Annotated in this window: 17 protein-coding genes; 11 read left to right on the plus strand and 6 right to left on the minus strand. The window is 43.6% G+C overall.

Annotation, left to right across the window (positions count from 1 at the left end; genetic code table 11):
* Nucleotides 1-14: 14 nt before the first annotated feature.
* A complete protein-coding gene (locus HMPREF9009_RS03535; RefSeq protein ID WP_049701450.1) occupies nucleotides 15-2,462 on the minus strand; it encodes a glycoside hydrolase family 95 protein in 2,448 nt (815 codons plus the stop codon).
* Between the two features lie 142 nt (nucleotides 2,463-2,604).
* Here HMPREF9009_RS03535 and HMPREF9009_RS03540 point away from each other — a divergent pair, with 142 nt between their 5' ends.
* Both HMPREF9009_RS03540 and HMPREF9009_RS03545 read left to right on the plus strand, forming a co-directional pair.
* Nucleotides 2,605-2,853 (plus strand): hypothetical protein, encoded by a 249-nt coding sequence (locus tag HMPREF9009_RS03540; RefSeq protein ID WP_232313563.1) that lies wholly within the window; start codon nucleotides 2,605-2,607, stop codon nucleotides 2,851-2,853.
* 136 nt (nucleotides 2,854-2,989) lie between these two features.
* Nucleotides 2,990-4,747 (plus strand): AAA family ATPase, encoded by a 1,758-nt coding sequence (locus HMPREF9009_RS03545; protein ID WP_009040686.1) that lies wholly within the window; start codon nucleotides 2,990-2,992, stop codon nucleotides 4,745-4,747.
* A 48-nt stretch (nucleotides 4,748-4,795) separates the two neighbouring features.
* Here HMPREF9009_RS03545 and HMPREF9009_RS03550 read toward each other — a convergent pair whose 3' ends face one another.
* On the minus strand, nucleotides 4,796-4,996 hold the full coding sequence (locus HMPREF9009_RS03550) for a hypothetical protein (protein WP_225450101.1): 201 nt from the start codon (nucleotides 4,994-4,996) through the stop codon (nucleotides 4,796-4,798).
* A 311-nt stretch (nucleotides 4,997-5,307) separates the two neighbouring features.
* Here HMPREF9009_RS03550 and HMPREF9009_RS24985 point away from each other — a divergent pair, with 311 nt between their 5' ends.
* The 6 genes from HMPREF9009_RS24985 to HMPREF9009_RS03575 all read left to right on the plus strand — a co-directional run bounded on the left by HMPREF9009_RS24985 (nucleotide 5,308) and on the right by HMPREF9009_RS03575 (nucleotide 16,960).
* Entirely contained in the window at nucleotides 5,308-5,556 is a 249-nt protein-coding gene (locus HMPREF9009_RS24985; RefSeq protein WP_232313581.1) for a hypothetical protein, read from the plus strand.
* Between the two features lie 246 nt (nucleotides 5,557-5,802).
* Nucleotides 5,803-7,455 (plus strand): glycosyl hydrolase family 18 protein, encoded by a 1,653-nt coding sequence (locus HMPREF9009_RS03555; RefSeq protein ID WP_049701451.1) that lies wholly within the window; start codon nucleotides 5,803-5,805, stop codon nucleotides 7,453-7,455.
* A gap of 29 nt (nucleotides 7,456-7,484) precedes the next feature.
* On the plus strand, nucleotides 7,485-10,841 hold the full coding sequence (locus tag HMPREF9009_RS03560) for a SusC/RagA family TonB-linked outer membrane protein (protein ID WP_004312870.1): 3,357 nt from the start codon (nucleotides 7,485-7,487) through the stop codon (nucleotides 10,839-10,841).
* Nucleotides 10,842-10,854: 13 nt separating this feature from the next.
* Nucleotides 10,855-12,669, plus strand: a complete 1,815-nt coding sequence (locus tag HMPREF9009_RS03565) for a RagB/SusD family nutrient uptake outer membrane protein (protein WP_008023680.1) — start codon at nucleotides 10,855-10,857, stop codon at nucleotides 12,667-12,669.
* Between the two features lie 43 nt (nucleotides 12,670-12,712).
* Nucleotides 12,713-14,536 carry a DUF5006 domain-containing protein gene (locus HMPREF9009_RS03570; protein WP_049701452.1) on the plus strand — a complete coding sequence of 608 codons (1,824 nt, stop codon included), beginning with the start codon at nucleotides 12,713-12,715 and terminating at the stop codon, nucleotides 14,534-14,536.
* 99 nt (nucleotides 14,537-14,635) lie between these two features.
* A complete protein-coding gene (locus tag HMPREF9009_RS03575; protein ID WP_049701453.1) occupies nucleotides 14,636-16,960 on the plus strand; it encodes a glycoside hydrolase family 20 protein in 2,325 nt (774 codons plus the stop codon).
* 204 nt (nucleotides 16,961-17,164) lie between these two features.
* Here the strand turns inward: HMPREF9009_RS03575 and HMPREF9009_RS03580 are convergent, their stop codons facing one another.
* Complete coding sequence (locus tag HMPREF9009_RS03580) at nucleotides 17,165-18,844, minus strand: SulP family inorganic anion transporter (RefSeq protein WP_049701454.1); 1,680 nt, start codon at nucleotides 18,842-18,844, stop codon at nucleotides 17,165-17,167.
* Nucleotides 18,845-19,093: 249 nt separating this feature from the next.
* Here HMPREF9009_RS03580 and rbr point away from each other — a divergent pair, with 249 nt between their 5' ends.
* Nucleotides 19,094-19,672 carry a rubrerythrin gene (gene rbr, locus HMPREF9009_RS03585; RefSeq protein WP_004298806.1) on the plus strand — a complete coding sequence of 193 codons (579 nt, stop codon included), beginning with the start codon at nucleotides 19,094-19,096 and terminating at the stop codon, nucleotides 19,670-19,672.
* Nucleotides 19,673-19,829: 157 nt separating this feature from the next.
* On the opposite strand, the gene HMPREF9009_RS03590 is transcribed toward rbr, so the two are convergent.
* Nucleotides 19,830-20,078 (minus strand): DUF4884 domain-containing protein, encoded by a 249-nt coding sequence (locus HMPREF9009_RS03590; protein WP_232313564.1) that lies wholly within the window; start codon nucleotides 20,076-20,078, stop codon nucleotides 19,830-19,832.
* A gap of 327 nt (nucleotides 20,079-20,405) precedes the next feature.
* Between HMPREF9009_RS03590 and HMPREF9009_RS03595 the strand changes: the two genes are divergently transcribed.
* Both HMPREF9009_RS03595 and HMPREF9009_RS03600 read left to right on the plus strand, forming a co-directional pair.
* Nucleotides 20,406-21,746, plus strand: coding sequence for a site-specific integrase (locus HMPREF9009_RS03595; protein WP_049701456.1), 1,341 nt, complete (start codon nucleotides 20,406-20,408; stop codon nucleotides 21,744-21,746).
* 8 nt (nucleotides 21,747-21,754) lie between these two features.
* A complete protein-coding gene (locus HMPREF9009_RS03600) occupies nucleotides 21,755-23,107 on the plus strand; it encodes a site-specific integrase (RefSeq protein ID WP_049701457.1) in 1,353 nt (450 codons plus the stop codon).
* 68 nt (nucleotides 23,108-23,175) lie between these two features.
* Here the strand turns inward: HMPREF9009_RS03600 and HMPREF9009_RS03605 are convergent, their stop codons facing one another.
* On the minus strand, nucleotides 23,176-23,469 hold the full coding sequence (locus HMPREF9009_RS03605) for a helix-turn-helix domain-containing protein (protein WP_049701458.1): 294 nt from the start codon (nucleotides 23,467-23,469) through the stop codon (nucleotides 23,176-23,178).
* Nucleotides 23,470-23,482: 13 nt separating this feature from the next.
* Nucleotides 23,483-23,686: a helix-turn-helix domain-containing protein gene (locus HMPREF9009_RS03610; protein ID WP_005807241.1), complete on the minus strand. Its 204-nt coding sequence runs from the start codon at nucleotides 23,684-23,686 to the stop codon at nucleotides 23,483-23,485.
* Nucleotides 23,687-24,230 lie beyond the last annotated feature (544 nt).

Raw genomic sequence — 24,230 nt, forward strand, 5'->3', positions numbered from 1 at the left:
GACAGATGCCTTCTTTATAATACGGCTAACTTGTCCCCTTTTAAGGTGATTTCGTATTTTTTCCCTTTTACGGTCTTGAACTTGAGCGTCTTGTCTCCGTATCTTACGTTACAGGGGATTCCGGATTTGGAATGGATGATAGCTTTCTCCAGTTGTCCCTCTTTCCAGGAGATGGAAACCTCAAAATTTCCTTTGGCGCAGATTCCGCTTATTGAGCCGTTTGCCCATGCATCCGGCAAAGCGGGAAGAAGTTGGATGAATCCCATGTGGCTTTGCAATAACATCTCGGTTATTCCTGCCGTACCGCCGAAGTTTCCGTCTATCTGGAAAGGCGCATGGGTATCCCAGAGGTTGTCCAGTGTACCGTTTTTCAATAAGTTGCCGTATAGTTTATACGCATGGTTTCCGTCTTGCAGTCGTGCCCATTGGTTGAGCTTCCAACCCATGCTCCAACCGGTAGCGCCGTCTCCGCGATGTTCCAGTACCACTCTGGCTGCCTGTGCAAGTTCGGGGGTAGTCACGGGAGAGATGGTATGCCCCGGATGCAATCCGAACAGGTGGTTGACGTGGCGGTGTTCATCTTTCGGGTCGTCTATGTCGGTAGACCATTCCAACAACTGACCGTAGCGTCCTATACGGTACGGAACCAGTTTGGTCAGTACGTTTTCCCATTGTTTGCGTTCTTTGGCGTCCGTTCCGAGCACCTTGCTTGCCTGGATGGCGTCCAGTAATATTTCACGTACTACGGCATGCGCGAAAGTAACTCCCTCGTCCACCGGGCCGTGTTCGGGAGAAGTGGAAGGAGCGGCGGTGTAAGTCCCGTCGGGCTTGTGCCACAAGTGGTCTACCGCAAACTGTGCGCTGCTTTTGATAAGGTCGTAGCCGATTTCCTTTAAGAATTTCGTGTCACGGGTATAATCATAATACTCCCATATATGCGTTGCCAGCCACGGACCGGCGGTAGGATTCAGGTTCCATGCCATAGATTTGCTGGATAAGGGAGCTGTGAATCCGAAGATATTGGCAGAGATGGATGCTGTCCATCCGCGGGCGTTGAAATAGGCTTGTGCTGTCTTCTCGCCGGGTTTTACCAAGCTGCGTATAAAGTCAATCAAAGGCCATGTACATTCAGAGAGATTGGTGGGGCACGCAGGCCAGTAATTCATTTGAATGTTGATGTTATTGTGGTAATCTACCCGCCACGGGCCGTCGGTATTGTTGTGCCACAATCCTTGCAGGTTGGCTGGCATGTTGCCGGGGCGCGAACTGGCTATGAGCAGATAGCGTCCGAACTGATAGTACAATTGTTCGAGCTGATAGTCCGGCACGCCTTTCTTATAGCTAGCCAGTCGTTTGTAGGTCGGCAGGTTGGGAGTGCCGATTTCCGGATTGATTTCAAAACGTACCCGATTGAACAGCACGGTATAATCGGCTTCGTGATTACGATAAAGCTCGTCATAACCTTTTTTCAGGGCATTGTCCATCATAGCCAGAGTCGTTTGTGACGGGTCGTTGCCGACGTAGGCTTTCGGGTCTTTGAAGTCCGGGGCAAAGTTCATCTTATAATCGGTATCTGCCGTAAGCAGGAATACCACTTCGTCAGCATCCTTCACAATAATCCGGTCGTTTTCTGCTTTCAGTGTTCCCCCTTTGTGGATAGCTTTGATTCGGAAAGCGAATTTCATTCCGTTGTTATTGAGAACGCCGGTATATACTAATCCGTCGTTTCCATCTGCTTCCAGATGGCTTTTTGCTTCGTTGTTGGGACAATAGCTAAGTACAAGATTCTGTTTTCCGCCTTTGTCGGCAGTAAACTTCATGACCATAACGCTGTCCGGATAGGATATGAAGTATTTACGTTGATACCGTATCCCGTCTTTGTCAAATTGCACCACAGCCATCGCCGAATCCAACGACAGGATGCGGCGGTAATTGCTCATATTGATTTCGCTGAGTCCGGTTTCCACATAAAGCTCTCCCATCGTGGTAAAAGCGCCGAAGCGGAACGGAGTCTCGTCTTTTTCTTCATAAGCTCCCAGCCCGTTGAAGTTTTCCTGCGTGAGATACCCCGCCTTTTTAGAATCCCCGTCCAGGAAAGCCTGCCGGATTTCTTTCAGTATACCTGACGACTGTTTGTTTACGTTCCAATAATACTCGGCGCCTTTGGCGGTATTCGGCCCCCCTTTCCAGAGAGTTTTTTCATTCAGTGTGATTCGTTCTGCGGATATGGAGCCCATGATATTCGCTCCCAGGCTGCCATTCCCGATAGGTAGCGAACGGCTTTCCCATGCTTTGTCCGGATTCGCCCCTGTGCCGTTGGCACGTAGCCAGATAGCTTGTCCATCGAGATTGTTGGGAGTGTCGAACCATACGGAAAGCCCTTGAGTATAATCCACCGTCTCTATGGACGCTGCGGAAAGAGAAAAAAGTGTGCAAAGAATAAGAGGGCAGAGTTTTTTCATAATATGTGTTGTTTAAAGGAATGTGAGATACAAAGGTACTTGTTTTTTAAGATTCTGTCTAGCGGGTTGGTTTCAATTTTTACCAATAGGCTTTTAAAAATCGCTAAAAGTGCTTCTTTGTAGGTTTGGTAAGATGTTTCTAATGAAGAACCGGGTCTGGTTTACATTCAGTATATCCAACTTTCTAAGAAAAACACTCCGACGGATGATGTCCGGTCTGGAGATAAATACTACCTTTGTTTCCTATATAAAAACAAGTATGTATCTGACAGGTATGAGCCGGGAAGAATTATATGCCGAAGCATATAAGGACCTCATTGCAATATCGACCCAAATGAACATGTTTATAGATAAGGTGTGTAAGAAAGCAACGATGATGAGTCCATTTTGATCTATTGTTTCTTGCAGTACTCATGGAAGAGTATCAGGGCAGAGAACATTTTTAAAATCATTTGTTTGTGAAAGTAGCGGAAAGAGCGTATCTTTGTTTGCACTGATAAAAAGTGAACTCATAAATACACCGGATTATGGAATATGTATCATCAGAAAGAAAGTTGCTGCCATACGGCATGATGAACTTTGCGGATATTCGTCTTGATAATTATTATTACGTGGATAAAACCTCGTTCATCCCTGTAATAGAACAATCGGACAGATTCTTCTTTTTCATCCGCCCGCGCCGGTTCGGTAAGAGTCTTACGCTGAACATGTTGCAACACTATTATGATGTGCGTACACGTGACAAGTTCGATGCTCTGTTTGGCGACCTCTATATCGGAAAGCATCCCACACGAGACCGTAACAGTTATCTGGTGTTGTATCTCAATTTCTCAGGAATTAGTGGAGAGTTGCACAACTACCGTCAAGGGTTGGATGCACATTGCAATACCAGCTTCGATTATTTCTGTGATATTTATGCAGAATACCTGCCGAAAGGCATTAAGGAAGTCTTGAATGAAAAAGCAGGAGCTGTTGAGCAGTTGGATTATCTATATCATCAGTGTGAACTTGCCGGGCAGCAAATATATCTTTTCATTGACGAATATGACCACTTCACCAATGCCATCCTCTCGGATGCCGAAAGCATTCACCGATATACGGAAGAGACCCACAAGGAAGGCTACCTGCGCGCCTTCTTCAATAGGGTGAAAGCCGGAACCTATTCCAGCATCAAGCGTTGCTTCATCACCGGAGTGAGTCCCGTCACGATGGATGACCTCACCAGTGGATTTAATATTGGCACCAACTATTCCCTCACACCGAAATTCAACGCAATGATGGGTTTCACCGAGGACGAAGTCCGCGAAATGCTGACTTATTATTCTACTAAAGCTCCATTCCATCACACTGTAGATGAGTTGATAGAACTTATGAAACCGTGGTATGACAACTATTGCTTTGCGCAGGAGTGTTATGATCAGCCAACCTTGTACAACTCCAATATGGTGCTCTATTTCGTTAAGAACTATATTGATAATAACGGAAAGGCACCGCGAAATATGATAGAAAGTAACATTCGTATCGATTACGAGAAACTGCGTATGCTTATCCGCAAGGATAAAGAGTTTGCGCACGATGCCTCCATTATCCAGACTTTAGTGAGCCAGGGATACATCACCGGCGAGTTGAAAGACGGTTTCCCAGCTGCCAACATTGTAGATTCCGATAATTTCGTGAGCCTGCTCTATTACTTCGGCATGCTCACCGTGAGCGGAACGTACAAAGGTAAGACTAAACTTATCATTCCCAACCAAGTGGTGCGTGAACAACTCTATACTTATCTGCTGAATACATACAATGAAGCCGACCTCAGTTTCAACAACCATGAAAAAGATGAGTTATCCTCTGCTTTGGCTTACGATGGCGCATGGCAATCTTACTTCGACTACATCGCCGATTGCCTGAAACGCTACGCCTCTCAGCGCGACAAGCAGAAAGGAGAGTCCTTCGTACATGGCTTCACGCTTGCCATGACAGCGCAAAACCGTTTCTACCGTCCCATTTCCGAAGCAGACACGCAATCCGGATATGTTGACATTTTCCTGTCTCCCATGCTGGAGATTTACCCTGACATGAGCCATAGCTACATCATCGAGCTGAAGTATGCCAGATACAAAGACCCCGAAAGCCGGGTGGAGGAATTGCGGGCGGAAGCTATTGCCCAGACCAACCGCTATGCTGACACCGACAGGGTGAAGAACGCTATTGGCACTACGCAACTACACAAGATTGTGGTAGTGTATAAAGGTATGGAAATGAGAGTTTGCGAGGAGGTAAATTCTTGAGATACAGCATTCGATAGCTGTTAATTATCAGGAAAAGAAGTAGAGAGCTTATAAAGTAATATTCATTTCGGTATAGTACTGAATCATTACAGTATCGAATAAATTTCCCCACTGGATATTTATTTTCCATCTTTCCATCTCCCCTTTCACCTTTTCTCTGTCTCTCCGATGAATAAGGAGTTTGCGGGTGAAGTGCAATAACTTCACCATCTCTTCACCTGTGGCGATTAGTTTCAAAAATTGTTTCAAGGCTTGAAACAATCCGTTTCACACCGAGAAACACTTCGTTTCATACGGTGAAACACTTTGTTTCCCGGCGTGAAACTTTTAGTTTCAAATAGGGTTGAAACTAATTACGAAATAGCTTTACTAATCTTGCTCGATGGTGATGCGGTAAGGAATAAAACTATGTGTGGATGAACTTGTTCAAACCAGTACTGAAGTAAGCAGAGCCATGTACTTGACTTGCTCAAGTCTCTTACATCATTTCATTGTATGTAGTACTCCATCCCCCACTCAAAGGAACCCAAGCCCACATTCCACCGACTTTTGCCCACGTGATGAATCTATATACCCCGCTTGTTGGGCATATATTCAGCGTGGTGAGTATATATACCTACTACGCTGAATATATAGATCCATCAGCTAATTTGAGAAAACTGAATGCGCTGAAAGCACTCTACCTTGTTTGCAGTATCTTTCTGCGAGGGATGTCTTTTTCCGCTTTCAGCCGCTATTTCCTCCTATCAAGGCGTTTGCAGACAACACTGAAACGGCTGAAACCGGATTATAACATGAATATTCAATAAGAGGGTTTTGGCAAGGTCAGAACCGGATAGTTGGGTGTTTTAATCATTGTCTTTTTGAGATAAGAACCATTTCTCCGATGGAACGGGTTGATTTGGTGAAAAGTGAATATTTAATGGCTATTTTTTAAATATTGATTTTTGTTGTTGTACCTATTTTTGTGACGTTGATTTTAGGAGAAAAACCAATTGTTTGATTAATGGAGACTCTTATTGTCAGCGAATAGAAAATCTTAATAACTTAAATTTATGAGAAACAAATTCTTTTTATGTCTTTTCGTGTTAGTATCGCTAACAGCTTGTAAAGACACTAAATGGGTAGAAGTTCCGGGTGGAATGCCCCCTGAAGGAGCAATCACCGGACAGCCGGGAGTGGATGATCCGGCTGAGAAAACATTAATCAATTGTCAATACATTGGTGGTGACCCTTTCGAATTAAACCGTATTCCGGTAGAAAATCTGATTGTCAGCAATGATCTTATTTATTTGGCTGCGCGTCCTTATGCTAATGGAGATATAGCTTTTGACTTGCCTATAAATGATGCAACTTTTACAGGCGGGGTTTCGCATGAAGCTACTTATGAGGGACGTAGCGGTGTGATAAAATTTGACGGAACCGGAAAAATGAATGGAAAAGATGGATTATTGCATTCTACAGAAGAGACATTTAATAAAAGTTTCACTTTTGCTACCTATATATTTATAGATGAGTGGGTGCCCGGAGCATATATCTTTAAAAAAACAAGTGGAGATAAAGTGTTGGCTGCCTTACAATTAGGTGCTAACGAGCAGACTGTGAGCTGGGCGTTGGGAAATGCATCAGTGACAGCAGGTACCTATGTGGATGCCAAGGGTTTGGCTCCGGGAGCTTGGCATTATCTGGCGGTAGATTATGATGGCGATAAAAAACAATTCAGGATTTTTGTAGATGCGTGGTCTTCTACGCTTGACAAAGAAATCGTATTGCCTACTGCCCGTGCCGATTTTTATATAGGTGAAAACTTCAAAGGCCGTTTGGATGAAACTTCTTTTTGGAGTATGGCAGCAGGTACTGGTGGGAAGAATGGTATAAAATTCGATAATTGGAATATGGTAGCAAAAGTGTTGGCTTATTGGCAATATGATGATTCTACCAATCCGGGGAAGGACTCTCACACTTGGTTGGACCGTTGGAAAAAAATACGCGAAACCTTGGCAGCTCAGGTAGGTAATGACAGCCGAAAATTACGATTAGGATTCGGCAGCGGGCAATGGAGGCAAATGATGAGTGCTGATAATACGCGTACCGCATTTGCTAATAATTTGAAGAGTGTTTTGAAGGAATATGAATTTGACGGAGTAGACCTTGATATTGAATGGCCTACTACGGAGACAGAATATGCTAACTACAGTGCGACGATTGTGAAAATCAGACAGATACTTGGCAAAGACGTATGTTTCTCCGTATCCCTTCATCCGGTTGCTTATAAAATTTCGAAAAATGCGATTGAAGCTTTGGATTTTATGTCTTACCAATGCTACGGACCGGCAGTGATGCGATATTCTTACGAGCAATTTGTAAAAGATGCAGAAATGGCTGTTGAGTACGGGATTCCGGCAGATAAACTGGTTCTCGGTGTGCCTTTTATCGGGACTACCGGTGTAAATGGAGAACAAGTCTCTTACTCTGATTTTATAAATGGTGGACTTTCGGATGTTGCTTTGGATGAATTTACGTATAATGGCAAAACGTATACTCTTAATGGTCAGAATACGATTCGTAAAAAAGCGAAGTATGCTTGTGAGGAAGGCTATAGAGGAATAATGAGTTGGGGGTCCGATGTGTCGGTAAATAATGAAAAATCATTGTTGAAAGCGATACAAGAGGAGTTTGTTGCTTATGAGATTAATAATCCCAAGTAAATGTAATCTTAATTATTAAATGTAATATTATGAAAAAAGAAAAATTAATGAAGATACAAGAACGACTTGTTTTTCTTCTGATTTTCCTATTCTTATTGCCGATAGGGGTCATTGCCCAACAAAAGATGATTACGGGGCAAGTAGTGGACGAACAGGGAGAAGCTGTTATTGGCGCCAGTGTGATGGTGAAAGGTGCAAAAACCGGAACAATTACGGATTTGGACGGAAATTTTTCTGTTCAGGGAAAAGCGGGGCAAACGCTTTCTATAAGTTATGTTGGCTATACTCCATTGGATGTGAAAATTACAAAATTACAAAACAATCGATTCGTATTGAAGGAAAACACGGAAGTGCTTGATGAGGTTGTTGTTGTCGGTATGGATACGCAAAAGAGAAATACAATTACGGCGGCGGTATCTGTAGTGAAAGGAGATGATATCGTCAATCGTCCCATAACGGACCTCACCAGCGCTTTGCAAGGTAATGTAGCAGGATTAAATTTCGCATCGGATGCAATGGGAGGAGCTAAAGGAGGTGAGTTGGGTACGGATATAAAATTCAATATCCGTGGTGTTGGCTCTATCAATGGTGGCGAACCGTATGTATTGGTAGACGGAATCGAACAAAGTATGCAGAATGTGAATCCCGCCGATGTTGCTAGTATCAGTGTGTTGAAAGACGCCTCGGCAGCCGCGATTTATGGTGCCCGTGCCGCCTATGGTGTGGTATTGGTTACAACTAAAAGTGGAAATTCGGAAAAAGCTAAAGTAAGTTATTCGGGAACAGTTGGTTTTAGTTCTCCTATCCGTACTCCACAGATGATGAATTCTTTGGAGTTTGCTTATTATAATAATGCTTTGTATGATGCCGGTGCATCTGCTTCGGGGATTAATAGAATCTCAGACTCGGTTATAGAAAAGATTAAGGGATTCATGCAGAATCCATATTCAGAGGAATTTCCGGGAATAGATGTATCTAGTAACGGAGAAGACTGGGCTAGTGCATATTATGCCCAGTATGGCAATACGGATTGGTTTAAATACTATTACAAGGATAAGTCCATTCGTCATTCACATAATTTGAGTGTACAGGGTGGATCGCAGAAGATAAACTACTATATCGGTATGGGATATGTCTATCAGGAGGGCTTTCTGGATCATGTTAAGGATGATTTGAGCAAGTATAATCTGAATACAAAGCTACAGGCGAAGCCTACTGACTGGTTGAGATTCAACCTAAATAATAATATAACTTTGCAAATGATAAAACGTCCGATGCCCAACCAGTCTATTATTTATAATAAGATAGGTTCGCATCGTCCGTCACAAGTTACACATTTGCCGATTGATTCAAAATATAATATTCCCAGCTGGAACGAAACGCTTTTCATGCAAAATTCGAATTATGAAAATAATCGGCTTTCAGATGCCTTGTCAGTATCCGCTACGGCTACTCTAATGAAAGGATGGGATGTTACGGCTGAAATGAAGATACGTTTTGATGTAGAAAATAACAATATGATTCTATATGAGAATCCGCAATATGAAACTCCTTTAGGGACGCTAAAACCGGGTGATGCTACTGGACGCAGGCAAGGATTCTCTTATCCGAATATCGATTGGAAGTTAATGAAGTTCGGTTCTTATGCCCGTGGAAGTCTGTTCAATTATTATTTGTCGCCTAATGTGTCCAGTATGTATATTCAGCAATGGGGAAAACATTCTTTCAAGGCAATGGCGGGATTCCAAATGGAAATGAAAGAAGATTCCAATGAGTATATGTATAAAGATGGAATGATGAGTAATGATATCTTTTCTTTTGCAAATGCCAGCGGGAACGTCATAGCCGGAGAAGATCGTACACATTGGGCTACAATGGGGGCTTACCTTAAGTTGAACTGGAATTATGACAATATATATTTCTTTGAGTTCAGCGGGCGTTATGATGGCTCTTCACGTTTTGCAAAAGGAAACCGTTGGGGATTTTTCCCTTCATTCTCTGCTGGTTATGATATTGCCAGAACAGATTACTTCCAGAGGCTGAAACTTCCGGTGTCTCAATTGAAAGTCCGTGTGTCTTATGGTCGTCTGGGTAATCAGAATGGAGCCGGATTATACGATTATCTGGCTACTATGTCATTGGATGCTTTGGGATCTAATGGTTGGTTATTGCCTACTGCCTCTTCTGCCAGTGCTATCAAGGGAACGATAGCAAAGACCCCTAAAATGGTAAGTCCGTTTATTACATGGGAAAAAGTGGATAATGCAAACTTGGGACTTGATTTGATGCTGTTCGACAATCGGCTTTCTTTAGAAGCAAATATATACCAGCGCATGACAAGGGATATGATTGGCCCGGCCGAAGCTATTCCCGATATTAGTGGTATAGCTTCCGAAAACCGCTCTAAAATAAATAATGCTACATTGCGTAACCGCGGATGGGAGCTTTCGGTGAACTGGCATGATCAGCTGAAATGTGGATTTAGTTATGGCGTAGGATTCAATGTGTTTAGCTATAAGGCTGTCGTTACCAAATATAATAATCCGGATGGAACCATTTACAATAATCACACCGGGTATGGTCCTAATAAAGGATATTATGAAGGGATGGATCTTGGTGAGATTTGGGGGTATCAGGCTGACGACCTTTTCATGACAAACCGTGAGATTGATGATTACTTGCGAAAGGTGGATATGAGTGCGCTCAAGCCGGATGACATGTGGCGTCGTGGAGATTTGAAATATATAGATTCCAATAATGATGGGAAAATAGATGGTGGTGACGGTACGATATACAATCATGGTGACTTGAAGATTATTGGTAATACAACTCCCAAATATTCGTTCGGTATCAATTTGAATGTGGGATATAAGGGTTTTGAAGTATCTACTTTATTGCAAGGAGTGGCAAAAAGGGATTTCCCGATTTCGGGAAGTAGCTATATGTTTAGTGCAGGTAGCTATAACTTCAAGGAGCATCTGGATTATTTCAGCCCGGAGACTCCGAATGGCTTTTTGCCTCGTCTGACTAGCTGGAAAAATAATCAGGACTTTTATGTAAATACAGGGTATAATTCAACTCGCTATTTATTGAATGCAGCTTATATGCGTATGAAGAACCTGACTGTATCATATAATTTCGATAAGAAGTTGCTAAAACATATCGGTATTAGTCGACTGAAATTGTATGTAGCATGCGATAACCTGTTTACTGTAACAAAATTGCCAAAACAGTTTGATCCGGAAACGCTTAATCAGGTGAACGGAATGGCTGGAGGTACTACTACAGAGGCTCCGGGTCTAACCTCACCGGTCGTATCTAATGGTAATGGTATGGTGTATCCGCTAAACCGGAATTTTGTATTCGGACTTGATTTTACTTTTTAAATAGAGGATAATGATGAAAAAAATATATTTATTAGCAGTAGCTTTAGCCGGTACTTTATTGACTTCCTGTTCTGACTTTCTGGATAAAGTGCCTTTGGTGGTGCCCAGTAGCGAGACATTCTTGACGAATCAAAGTGCCGTGACTAATTATGTCAATGGTTTGTATATTGCTCTTCCTTCTGCAGGTGCCTATGGCATGGGAATAATGGGAGAAGAAAAGAATAGTGATAATATGGTAGCCATGGTGTATGACAGGCGTATGAACGGGGAGTTGCAAGAATCTATCGGAGGCGTAACAGAATGGCAGAAAGGATACCAGAATCTACGTAGTGTCAATTACTTCTTAGAATATTATAAAGTACCGGCAGCTGAAGAAACAGCGGAAGTATTATCTCTGAAAGGAGAAGCCTATTTCTTTCGTGCATATTGGCACTATTACTTGTTGACTAAATTCGGCAGTATTCCTGTGATGGACAAGTTTTGGGATGGAAACGCTACCGTTGGCGGGTTACAGATTCCGGCACGTGATCGTTCGGCAGTGGCACAATTCATTCTTGATGATTTGAAGGCAGCTAAAGAGTTGCTATATTCCCGCAGCAAATATCAGGGATTGCGTATTTGTAAAGAAGCTGCTATGGTTATGGCGATGAGAGTGGCACTCTTTGAAGGTACGTGGGAGAAATATCATAAAGGTACTGACTTTGCCGCTGCCGAGTATAAATCAGATGATTTTTTGCAGCAAGTACTTACTTTGGGGGATGAATTGTTTCAAATGGGTATTACATTAAACACAAAAGAGAATGATAAATCAGTGAAGAATATTGATGATGCGTATGGAAACCTGTTCAATTCAAAAGATTTGTCGGCTACTCAGGAAGTGTTGTTTTGGAAGAAATATTCAATTGCCGACAACTTGGTTCACAGTTTAAATACGAATTTATCCAGTGGAATGTGTGATGCTGAAGGACCAGCCGGACTTTCTCAATCATTAGTAGATAATTATTTAAGTGTGGATGGCAACTTTATTGATCCCACAGCCGCAAAATTTAAAGATTTCAATGAATCTTTTAAGGATAGGGATGGTCGGTTGCTGGCCACTGTAATGCATTCGGACTGTAAATACAAATCGATGACAGTGAAAGGAGCTAAGAAAATGCTGGTGAAGGCTTATTCAGAGGAAGATAAAGATTTAATCAATCCTCCTCAAATTGTAAGTACCGGAAATCAGAGTAATACTACCGGCTATCATATCCGTATGGGAATTGATACTACATTCGTAAGTGGGCAGGGAGAAACTGCCACTCCAATGATTCGTTATGCAGAAGCCTTGCTGGCTTATGCAGAAGCTGCGGAAGAATTGGGAAAATGTGACGCTGCTGTTTTGGAGAAGACTATAAAGCCATTACGCGAACGGGCCGGAGTCACTTATCTCGCTCCATCAGCTATTGATCCCAATTTCCCTGATTTTGGTTATACAATTTCTGCCAATCTGCAAGAAATCCGTCGGGAAAGACGCTCTGAACTGCCATTGCAGGGAATGCGTTTGGATGATTTGATGCGTTGGAGAGCACATAAGTTATTCCAGGGGAAACGTGGCGGAGGCGCTTACTTTGGAGCCGGCAGCGTTTTATATAAATCAATTGATCCGAAGAATGAAGAATTGGCTCAAATTCTGGTAGACAATAACGATTACTTGGATCCACTGAAAAATGTTCTTCCACGTGGGTTCCAGTTTGATGCGGGACGTGATTATCTGCTTCCGATTCCACCGAGCGAGATATCATTGAATAAAGAACTGACACAGAATCCGGGGTGGCGCAAAAATTGAGAAGCATCAACTTAAGTTCATTGATAATTATAAAGAAAAAAACATGAAGAATATATTCTACAAACTATTTTCAATATCTCTATTGGGTGTATGCTTGATGGGATGTGAAGATGAAACTAAGTATTTGCCTTTACCACAAGCTGTTCCTTTTACGATGACTGTCAATAATACGACTTTTGTAATGGGCGAAAAGTTAGTTGTCGATTTGGATATTAATCCGGATAAGGATGGAAGCGAGGTTTTGGCTAACGAAGATTTTGATATTTATTTTACCGCTAAAACTGGTACGGAGGATGTGTCCGGCGTATTCAAAGATTTTCATAACATCGTTACTTTTCCGAAAGGTGAGAAGAGTATTCGTGTTGAGTTCCCTCTGAAAGAAACTGGATTGGAAGGAAGTAAAAACTTTAATTTTGTAGCTTTTTCCCGCGGATACGAGATTGGTAACCCTAGTTTTCCTATGAAAGTGTCCGATTACTATCGGGTAAATATGGCAATACAAGGCAATGCGGACAATATAGTTACGGAAGGTGATAAATTTGTGTTGGTAGCCAGTCTGGATAAACCGAGGGCAATACCTATTGTGGTAAGTATCAGCGCAAAAGCGGAGGATGAGAGCTCTTTTGAAAATTTGCCCAGTGAACTGACTATTCCTGCAGGAGCGCTGAACGCAAAAACTGACCCTATATCTTTAGTTATGGATGGAGCGAAGACAGGAGACAAGGAGTTGACATTGAATTTCACTTCAAACTCTGAAGCTAATCCGATGAAGTCTGATAAATTAGTAATTATGATGACTGACCTCGAATCTCTTGCCAATCCGGATATGTATGATCCGACCTTGGTGTATGAACATCCGGAATATCCATTTGTATCTAAAGGCAATAAAAGCAAATTCGATGCTTGGTGGGGGAGTGACAGAAGCTTGTCTGTAGAAATAACCGGAAAAACGGGTGCTAAACCTGGAACTGATTATGCTTCGTTAACTTCGCATCCCAACCAGAAATTAGCAGAGGAAGGATGGAAATTCTGGAGTGGCGTAGAGTTCCATTTTATACAAAGCTCTTTCGGGTGGAGTATGCCGACGAAGCCGAATACGTCGTTTGGTAACTATAGGCATTGGTCTTTTAATTATATTCCAACTAAATCAATACAAGATGTGTTTGCTGCTAATCGCGATAAATGTTCTAATGTAACAGAAGACGGTACTTATCAATTGTGGGTACAAGCTGGTTCCACACCGGGAGACGGACTTGGTGCGAGTAGAGATTACGGTTCGGCTGCTGTATATATTGGAAGAGGCGGTTCAGGTGCTTCTACCCGTTTTATACACATCAATCCGGGAATGCGTATAGAAATGAGAGTGCGTGTGACGGGAGATCGTACGGGCATTGTTCCGGTCATTGAGCTTAGAGATGCACCTGGGGGCGTATTTGATAAACAAATACAGAGAATCGATATTCTTAGAAATACGAAAGGAAACTTGGTGACACAAGGTGTTTTCTCGACAATGGAAGATGGTACTAAAACAAGCCCACTCCCCAAAATTGGTGATTATAATATTTATTGGGTAGAATTGACTACAGATGGAATAAAAGTAGGAATCAATGGAAGTACGAATGTAGATGTCCCTTCGACAAGTTCTTGGGGTTTTGCTCCTGCAGATGGCTTGGCTTTGGATTTCCTTTTTGCTCCGGCAGACAATCGTCCGGACGGATGGGATAGTGTATTGAAGGCTATTTCCGAACCTAAGACCGATCCGAATACACCTATGATGGAAATTGATTGGATTCGTTTTTATACGAATAGCACGTATTCGGACGAAGGTGTGACATACTGGGCAAATGCAGGTCAATTATTCTACTAATATAGTGTTCTGCTTTCAATAGATTAATTGATAAAATGTCGGAAGTCAGGTGTTTATGCATCTCTTTCGACATTTTTCACTCTTAAAAGTTTTATTACCATGAAGAAAAAAATCTTAATTATTTTCATGCTATTGATGTCTTTGATTAGTATGCATGCCACCAACTTGACATCACCCCCTATTTCAATAGTTCCCCGTCCGGTGCAGGTCGTGCCGGGCGAGGGTAACTTTACTTTCTCTTCTCAAACGCTGTTTTCGGTAGAGAACCATGAGCAGGCTGTCATCGTCCGCAACTTTATAAACTTATTGAAGAGAAGCTCGGGGATCACCCCGCAGTTGGCAATAGGTAGCAGCGAGAAGAGCCATGTCCGTTTTACGACTGACTCTTCTTTAAAAAGCGAAGCCTATCAGTTGGCAGTTACTCCGAAGCAGATTCAGGTAAAGGCATCGGATATAAAAGGCTTTTTCTATGCATTACAGACCATCCGCCTATTGTTGCCGTCGGCTGTTGAAGGCAATCAACAGGCTAAGAATATCCGATGGAGCATTCCCGCAGTAACCATTCAGGATGAGCCGCGCTTCGGCTATCGGGCATTAATGCTGGATGCAGCCCGCTTCTTCATCCCCAAGGAAAACGTGTTGCGTATCATCGACTGTATGGGCATGCTCAAAATCAATACGCTCCATTTCCACCTCACCGATGATAACGGCTGGCGATTGGAAATCAAGAAATATCCCCGCCTGACGGAAGTGGGAGCATGGAGAGTGAACCGCATGGACGTTCCCTTCTATTTCCGCCGTAACGCCGAACCGGGTGAACCCACTCCTATCGGTGGATTTTATACACAGGAAGATATTAAAGAAATGGTCTCCTATGCTGCCGACCGCCAGATAGAAATTATCCCCGAAATAGATATGCCGGCTCACAGCAACGCTGCACTGGCTGCCTATCCGCAACTGGCCTGCCCCGTAGTAGACAGTTACATCGGAGTAATTCCGGGTTTGGGCGGAAGTAATTCGGGAGTGATTTATTGTGCCGGAAACGATAGTGCTTTTACATTCTTGCAAGATGTTTTAGATGAAGTGATGGCAATCTTCCCTTCGCGATATATTCATCTGGGAGGAGATGAGGCGCAGAAAGGGTACTGGAAAAAATGCCCGCTTTGCCAGCAGCGGATAAAGAAAGAGCACCTTGCCAACGAAGAAGACCTGCAAGGTTACTTTATGGAACGGATGAGCGACTATGTACGCAGCAAAGGACGCGAAGTGATAGGTTGGGACGAATTGACAAACAGCAGTTTCCTGCCGGAAGGCGTTATCATCCAAGGCTGGCGCGGACTCGGTACGGCTGCTTTGAAAGCCGCGGAAAAAGGACATCAGTTCATTATGACCCCTGCCCGCATCTTGTATCTGATTCGTTATCAAGGTCCGCAATGGTTCGAACCCCAAACCTATTTCGGAAATAACACGCTGAAAGACATCTACGATTACGAACCTGTGCAAGCGGACTGGAAACCGGAATATGCTTCTTTGCTCATGGGCGTACAGGCATCCATGTGGACGGAGTTCTGCAACAAGCCGGAAGATGTCGATTATTTAGTGTTCCCCCGTCTTGCCGCCCTGGCGGAAGTGGCATGGACACAGCCCGAACGCAAGGACTGGACTTCGTTTCTGAAAGGACTGGATACCTATAATGAGCATCTGACAGCTAAAGGCATCGTTTACGCCCGTTCAATGTACAACATCCAGCATACGGTAACTCCAAACGATGGAATGCTTGAAGTGAAACTGGAATGTATCCGTCCCGATATGGAGATACATTATACGACGGATGGCAGCGAACCTACGGCAACCTCGCCGCTCTATGAAAAAATAGTGCTTGTAAAAGAGGCGCTTACCCTAAAAAGTGCTACTTTTGCGCACGGCAGGCAGATGGGAAAGACATTAATACTCCCTGTCCGGTGGAACCTGGCTACTGCCAAACCTGTATTGGGAACTAATCCGACTGAAAAGCTCCTGACGAATGGAATACGCGGAAGCCTGAAATATTCGGATTTCGAGTGGTGCTCATGGGCGGACAATGATTCTGTCTCTTTCACGATTGACCTGCTGAAGCCGGAAATGCTGAATACATTGACGTTGGGATGCATCACGAACAATGGAATGGCTATCCATAAGCCGGCATCCGTGAAAGTGGAAGTTTCGGATGATAACTCCAAGTTCCGCGAAGCCGTTGTGCAGAGCTTCACGTCTGAAGAGATTTTCCGTGAAGGGAATTTTATAGAAAACCTGTCATTGAAACTGGGAGGCACACAGGCCCGTTATGTACGTGTGACCGCCAAAGGTCCGGGAGTTTGTCCTGCATCTCATGTGAGACCGGGACAGACATCGAGAATCTTTTTTGATGAAGTGATGCTGGAGTAAGACAAGCCAGGCAGGTGTGGAGGGCGGCGCATAAGCGCGGATTATTTTTTAAGTCTAGTAAGGTGGCGATTGATTAAATAGGCTATATATAGCTTGCGTGTTGGAGCTATAGATCCAACACGCAGGTCATATATGCCGTACACATTGGATCTATATGTCCAACACGCACGGTATATAGCTCCTGTAAGTGGCTGATAATTAGTGCTATTCTACCAGATTTTTTGCTCTATCCAATGCTACGTTGATATTCGGGCAGATATTCTCTTTTCCCAGCAACTCGTAGAATCCGGCTTTCTCCAGTACATTATGCACGTTATCGTTGACTCCCGAAAGAATAATGGTAGTCTTTTCCTTCTGCGACATTTCGCAGAGAGCAGTCAGGTTATGAATACCTGTGGAGTCGATGAACGGAACCTTGCGCATACGGATGATACGTACTTTCGGGCGGTCTCCCAGTTGTGTCATTGTTTCTTCAAACTTGGTAGCGATGCCGAAGAAATAAGGGCCGTTAATTTCGTATACCTCTATACCTTTGGGAATCATCAGGTTTTCTTCGTGTACGGTAATATCCGATTCTTTGTTCGGGTCAATCTCATCGGTAATCACTGAGATTTCGGTAGTCTCCATGACACGTTTCATAAAGAGGACGCAAGCAATCACCAGTCCCACCTCGATAGCGACAGTCAGGTCGAAGATAACGGTCAGGAAGAACGTGATAAGCAGTACGGTAACGTCCGATTTCGGATTCTTCAGTAAAGCTCTGAATACACGCCATCCGCTCATGTTGTAAGATACGATGACCAGTACTCCGGCAAGGCATGCCATCGGGATATATTGTGCGAGTGGCATCAGGAAGAGCAGAATCAACAGTAATACTACTGCATGAATGATTCCGGCTATCGGTGTCTTACCTCCGTTGTTGATATTCGTCATGGTACGGGCGATAGCTCCGGTGGCAGGAATACCTCCGAACAGAGGAGCTATGATATTGGCAGCTCCCTGTGCAATCAGTTCTGTATTGGAATCGTGGCGGTCGCCTATCACACCGTCAGCTACCGTTGCAGACAACAGTGATTCAATAGCTCCCAATACGGCAATGGTGATAGCTACCGGAAACAATTCCCTGATAGCTTCCCAATCCAACGCAGGCACAACGGCATCGGGCAACTCCGATTTAATGGTGAAACGGTCGCCGATTGTCTGGATGCAGTCGATCCCTCCAAAAGTTTTCATCAGGTAAACAGCTGCCGTCACTACGATGATGGCAATCAGCGAGCCGGGAATTTTCTTTGAGAACTTCGGAGTGATGGCGATAATAATAATGCTGACAATACTAACGATGGTATTCCACCAGTTGATCGTGTCGAAGTGACGGAAATAAATCAGCCACTTCCCGACGAAGTCTCCCGGCACTTTCTCGTCTCCGAAAGATAAACCGAAAATATCGGCAATCTGGGTCGTGAAAATAGTGACGGCGATACCGCTGGTAAATCCGACGATGATAGGATAAGGAATGAATTTGATGACAGCTCCCAGCTTGAACACTCCTAATAATACAAGGAGTACGCCCGCCATTAGCGTGGCTACAATCAGTCCGGCCTCGCCGTATTGTTGTATGATGCCATAGATAATGACGATAAATGCTCCCGTAGGACCGCCGATCTGGACTTTGCTGCCTCCCAACAGGGAAATGATGAATCCCGCAATGATAGCGGTGATAATACCTTTTTCGGGCGAAACTCCCGAAGCGATACCGAAAGCGATAGCCAGTGGAAGCGCTACGATACCTACGATGATGCCGGCCATCAGGTCCGCCATAAACGTTTCTTTCGAATAATTCTTTAGACAAGAAACCAGTTTGGGTTTAAATTCAAATAGCTTCATTTTTAGATGTTATTATACGTGTACTCTGTACTTTTTTGCAAAGTAGAGGTTGCAAAATTAGATAAAATAATCGAAATAAGTATGTTTTTGAACATACTATTTGTCTGTTGATAGATTTCATCAATGAGGTGATAGTTTTTATTCATTAAGAAAAGGTGGTTTATTGTGAACAAATCGTTTATATTTGCGTTATAAATAGTACGACAAGTTACGTTTGGTAATCAACCAATTTAAAATATATATAGAATTATGGCTAAGAGTATTAAAGGAACTCAAACAGAGAAAAATCTGTTGACTTCATTCGCAGGAGAATCACAGGCTAGAATGCGTTACACTTATTTCGCAAGTGCAGCTAAAAAAGAAGGCTACGAACAAATTGCGGCTATTTTCACTGAAACTGCCGATCAGGAAAAAGAACATGCAAAACGTATGTTTAAGTTCCTCGAAGGCGGTATGGTAGAAATCACTGCCAGCTATCCGGCCGGTGTAATTGGTAATACACTTGAAAATCTTCGCGCTGCCGCAGCGGGTGAACATGAAGAATGGTCACTGGATTATCCTCACTTTGCTGACGTGGCAGAACAGGAAGGTTTCCCGATGATTGCTGCTATGTACCGCAATATCTCCATCGCAGAAAAAGGTCACGAAGAAAGATATCTTGCCTTCGTAAATAACATCGAAAATATGACTGTATTCGCTAAAGAAGGCGAAGTGGTATGGCAATGCCGTAACTGCGGTTACATTGAAATCGGTAAGGAAGCTCCTGAAGTTTGCCCGGCATGTCTGCATCCACAGGCTTATTTCGAGGTGAAGAAGGAAAACTATTAATCTACGGATGAATAGATAAATCTCGAATGATTTAAATAAAGGAAGAGGCTGTCTAACATGCCCCGAAAAAAAGAAATCACCCCTGTCAGAGTCATTATTTGAACTGCTGATAGGGGTGAAATCGTTAAAAAGAGACTAATTAGACAGCCTCTTTTCGTTATCGGTTTGGTATACTGTCTTTATAAATAGTAATCGTCCTCTCTTCCGTTGAATCATTCTTGATACTGGTTACATCTCCCCGGGTCGTGAAATACACATAGTTTCCCAAATCGAGAAAACGGTACACTTTCACTCCGTCGTGCTCGAACAGATAACTGACTTCATAAGTCTGGTTATTTTCCGATTTTCCGCTTTTCAGTGGAATACCTGCATAGCAGGAAGCTAGTCCCGTTATGCAACAAACCACCCCAATCGCACCCAAGTAACAACCGCAGCAAAGAAAACGTAAATCGTTGAATTATAACAAATTTGCTCAATATCGTACCTTTAGCGAAAGACGGAAAAAGGCAAAATATAGAAGCGGTTCAGCTACCAAGTCGTTACCTGTTTTGAACAAGGATAAACGCTGAATATCAATGCTTAACAGACTGCGGAAGAATGAAGAAACATAGCCCGAAAGACAGACAGGAACAGCGGTTCTGACTTGCCCGGGTTCCGTTGCAACGTTTCGCCTAAGTTTTCATATCTGATCAAAAGCCAATTAGGAGTATTATTGCAACTAAAAATGAAGAGTATGAAAACAGAATTCAAGGTACTGCTCTACCTGAAACGAAATGGGCAGGATATGGAAGGGTTATGCCCTCTGATGGGACGAATCACCGTCAAAGGAAAAACGAACTCCGTCGCACAATTCGCATGCAAGTTCAAAGTGAATCCAAACCTATGGAATGCCACCTCACAGCGTTGCACCGGCAAGAGTAAAGTAGCGGTCTATACCAACCGAGAGATTGAGAAGATGCTGCTCCTTCTACGCCAACGGTATAACGAGCTGTTGGATATGAAGGCCGACATCACCGCTGAGGAAATCAAAAACACATTTCAAGGAATCGCTACGGCACAAGCCACCCTGCTGGGATTATTCCGGAAGCACAATGAGGAATACGCCTTGCGTGTGGGCGTGAACCGGAAAGAAAACAGTTTCTACCAATACAAGAACACCTATCACCATGTCGCCGGATACATTACGGACAAATACAAAGTGTCCGATATTCCGGTAAAAGCACTGGACGAATCATTCATCGAATCTTTCGAGCTTTACCTCCGTATTGACAAGGGGATGCAGACCGGCAGTTCCATCGGACATGTCCAACGTCTGAAACACATCGTACAGACAGCGGTATATCGTGGCATCCTCTCTTTTAATCCTTTCAAGGAGTTCACTCCCCTGAAACCGAAACAGAAGCAACTTTACCTCACCCGTGAGGAATTGGAAAAATTGATGACGACCACATTCGATACGCCCAACCGGAACTTTACCCGTGACATGTTCCTTTTTTCAGCGTTCACCGGAATCTGCTACTGTGACATGTGCAACCTGCGAGAATCTAATATAGTCAAGGCCGATGACGGCAGTCTGTGGATCGAAACGAAACGTCAGAAAACAGGTACGCCCGAAAATGTGCGTCTGCTGGATATCGCCATCACCATTATAGAAAAGTATAAAGGAATGGCACCGGACGGGAAACTGTTCCCGATGTTGCATAACACGAGCTTCAATCCCCACCTGAAGAAAATCGCCAAACAATGCGGCATAGAGCGCAACCTTTGCTTCCATCAGGCCCGACATACATTTGCCAGCGTGGTCTGTATCTCCCAGGGAGTGCCCATTGAAACGGTCAGCAAAATTATGGGACATCGCAATATTTCCACGACACAACGGTATGCGAAAATCACGCAGGAAAAGATAGACCGTGACGTGACCGCATTAAGTTTTAATATAGAGGACAAATTCACCTTGCAGGGAATCGACTCCGAGCCCTCCCACATCCTGAAAGACGTGAGCAGACGGAAATACCGTCCGAGTAAACGGCCAATGACCGAGAGTGAAAAAAGAACAATAATAACCGATAAATAATATGACCTATGCGTAGTACATTCAAACTGTTATTTTACATCAACCGCCAGAAAACAAAGAGGAACGGCAGATGCCCCATCATGGGAAGAGTGACCATTGACGGGAAGATGACTCAGTACACCACCGGACTGGAGATTGAACCGGACTTATGGAATCCTGAAACCGGCAGGGCCATGTCGGGAGGTAAACGGCTGGAGAGCCTTTCTCCCGAAGTAAGGGACGAGGTAAGGAAACTGAATATTCATCTGGACGGACTGGAAGATAAGGCAAAGAAAGCCTATAACGAAAAGGTGGAGGAAATAGGATACGTATCCGCAGAACTTATCAAGAATGTCCTCACCGGCAAGGCGCAGGCAAAAGAAACCCTGCTTGCCCTGTTTGATGAGCACAATGAAGAGTATGCCAGACGGGTGGACATGGACCGGACACATCATTCTTATGTAAGGTATCTCACCGGACGCAAGCATCTCGCCAATTTCCTCCAATATAAATATGGAATAGAGGATATTCCGCTCCGCCAGCTTGACATGCAGCTTATCGAGGATTTCAAGTTCTACCTCTCCACGGTACTCCGGTTAAAAACCGTCTCGCTGAACGACTACTTAATCTTCTTGCACAAAATCGCCCGTCGTGCGGTAAAGCAACGAACCATCAAACGTGATCCGTTCGCCGGTTACAAGCTGGAATCCGTTCCGGTGAACCATCGTTATCTTACTAGTGAACAATTTGCCAAACTGACGGGTGTGGAGTTACCTACTTACCGGCTATGCCATGCGCGTGACCTGTTCGTGTTCTCGACATTTACCGGACTTGGCAGGGCTGACCTCGCCAACCTCACTTTCGAGAATATCGTCACGGAACCGGACGGTTCAAGATGGATTCACATAGAACGTCAGAAAACGAAAGCGGAATGCCATATCAAGTTGCTCGATATTCCAAGTCGAATTATCGACAAGTACAGGGGAGAGGGAAAAGACGGAAAACTCTTCTTTGTACCGGGAACTTGCAACCTGTGCCGTAGTCTGAAGATGATAGAAGAACAATGTAAACTGGGATGTCATCTGACCTTCTACATGGCCAGACATAGTTTCGCCACGCTCATTTGCCTCGGTAATGGCGTGCCCATTGAAACCATCAGCAGGATGATGGGGCACTCCTCTATCCGCACGACACAAATCTATGCCGAAATAACCAACCAGAAAGTCAGCCGGGATATGGTCAGACTTGCAGATGCGACTAAGGACCAATACAGTCTGCCTGATGATAAAATGACACTGAGAGTTTACCAATGCGGAAGTTACAACGGCTGGAAAGAGGAAAAGAGCAAAGATGATAACCGGACATCCGGCAAAGCGATGTAGCCATGAAAGAAGAAAGAGACAGGACAAAAACAAACGGGGGACAACCAGTGAAGGCTGCCCCCGTTCTGTTATTCCAAAGCCATATGATAATTATCTTCCAATAGCTTTTCAATATCCGATGCTTTATACAAGATTTTACCACCTAACTGAATATAAGGTATCCGTCCCTGATTGCGATAATCCTGCAGGCATCTGCGGCTGATTTTCAACAACCCGGAAAGCTCCTTGTCAGTCAGAAACTTTTCTCCTCCAAGTGGAGGACGACTGTTGTCTATTATTTTTTCTATTTTCACCTGCATCTCGTTCAGTGTGCGGAAGAAACCGGCTACACGTTCATTGCTTTTGGTTATAATGTCGTCCATTGTCTGTCTGATTTTATAAGTTAACCGTTTTTCTTTTTTCTCTCAATATTTTCTCCTTGCGTTTCAGGCCGACATAAGTCACCAGTTTCTCCACATCCTCCGCTTTGTAGTAAATTTTATGCTGGATTTGCGAGTACGCCAACTTTCCGGTATCCCGGAGAGTCTGTAAAGTTCGTGGGGAGATATTAAGACGCAGGCAGACATCCTGATTGTCCATTCATTCACCGAGCTTTTTCTCTTCTGTCTTCTTACAAAGGTGATCCACATGAGTGGCTAAATTCTCAATCCGGTCCATGATGTTTTCAAAGATTCCGGCTTCAATGCAATACACTTCCATTTTTCTTGTTTATTTTAAATAGTTTTTATCAGATCCCAGATTCCTAAATACAAATTAAATGCTCTCAAAAGGCATTTCCGGATGGGAGTCGTGATTCCCGACATCCCCTCCAGAGCCGTTTTGGAAAGGATATTTCATCATACCATGACTGAAACAGTTTTCTTCTTCTTTAAGCATTCCATCATTATTGTATTAAAGTTAGACATTCTTCATTTATAAGATCTCAAGACAAAATAAGGAAATGGAATAATCTTATGAAATACTCCGTCTGTTATAGTCACTAAAAGTCAGTTTTAGTCACTCTCTCTTAATATAGGGGTACCTATGGAATATATTTAATTTCTCCTTTTGATAATGTGTAAGACCAATGAATAATTGTTTGACAACAGTGTACCGATACTGCGAATATTCCCGATACACTTGT

This window comes from Bacteroides sp. 3_1_13 (genome assembly GCF_001185845.1).
GTDB classification, from domain to species: domain Bacteria; phylum Bacteroidota; class Bacteroidia; order Bacteroidales; family Bacteroidaceae; genus Bacteroides; species Bacteroides xylanisolvens.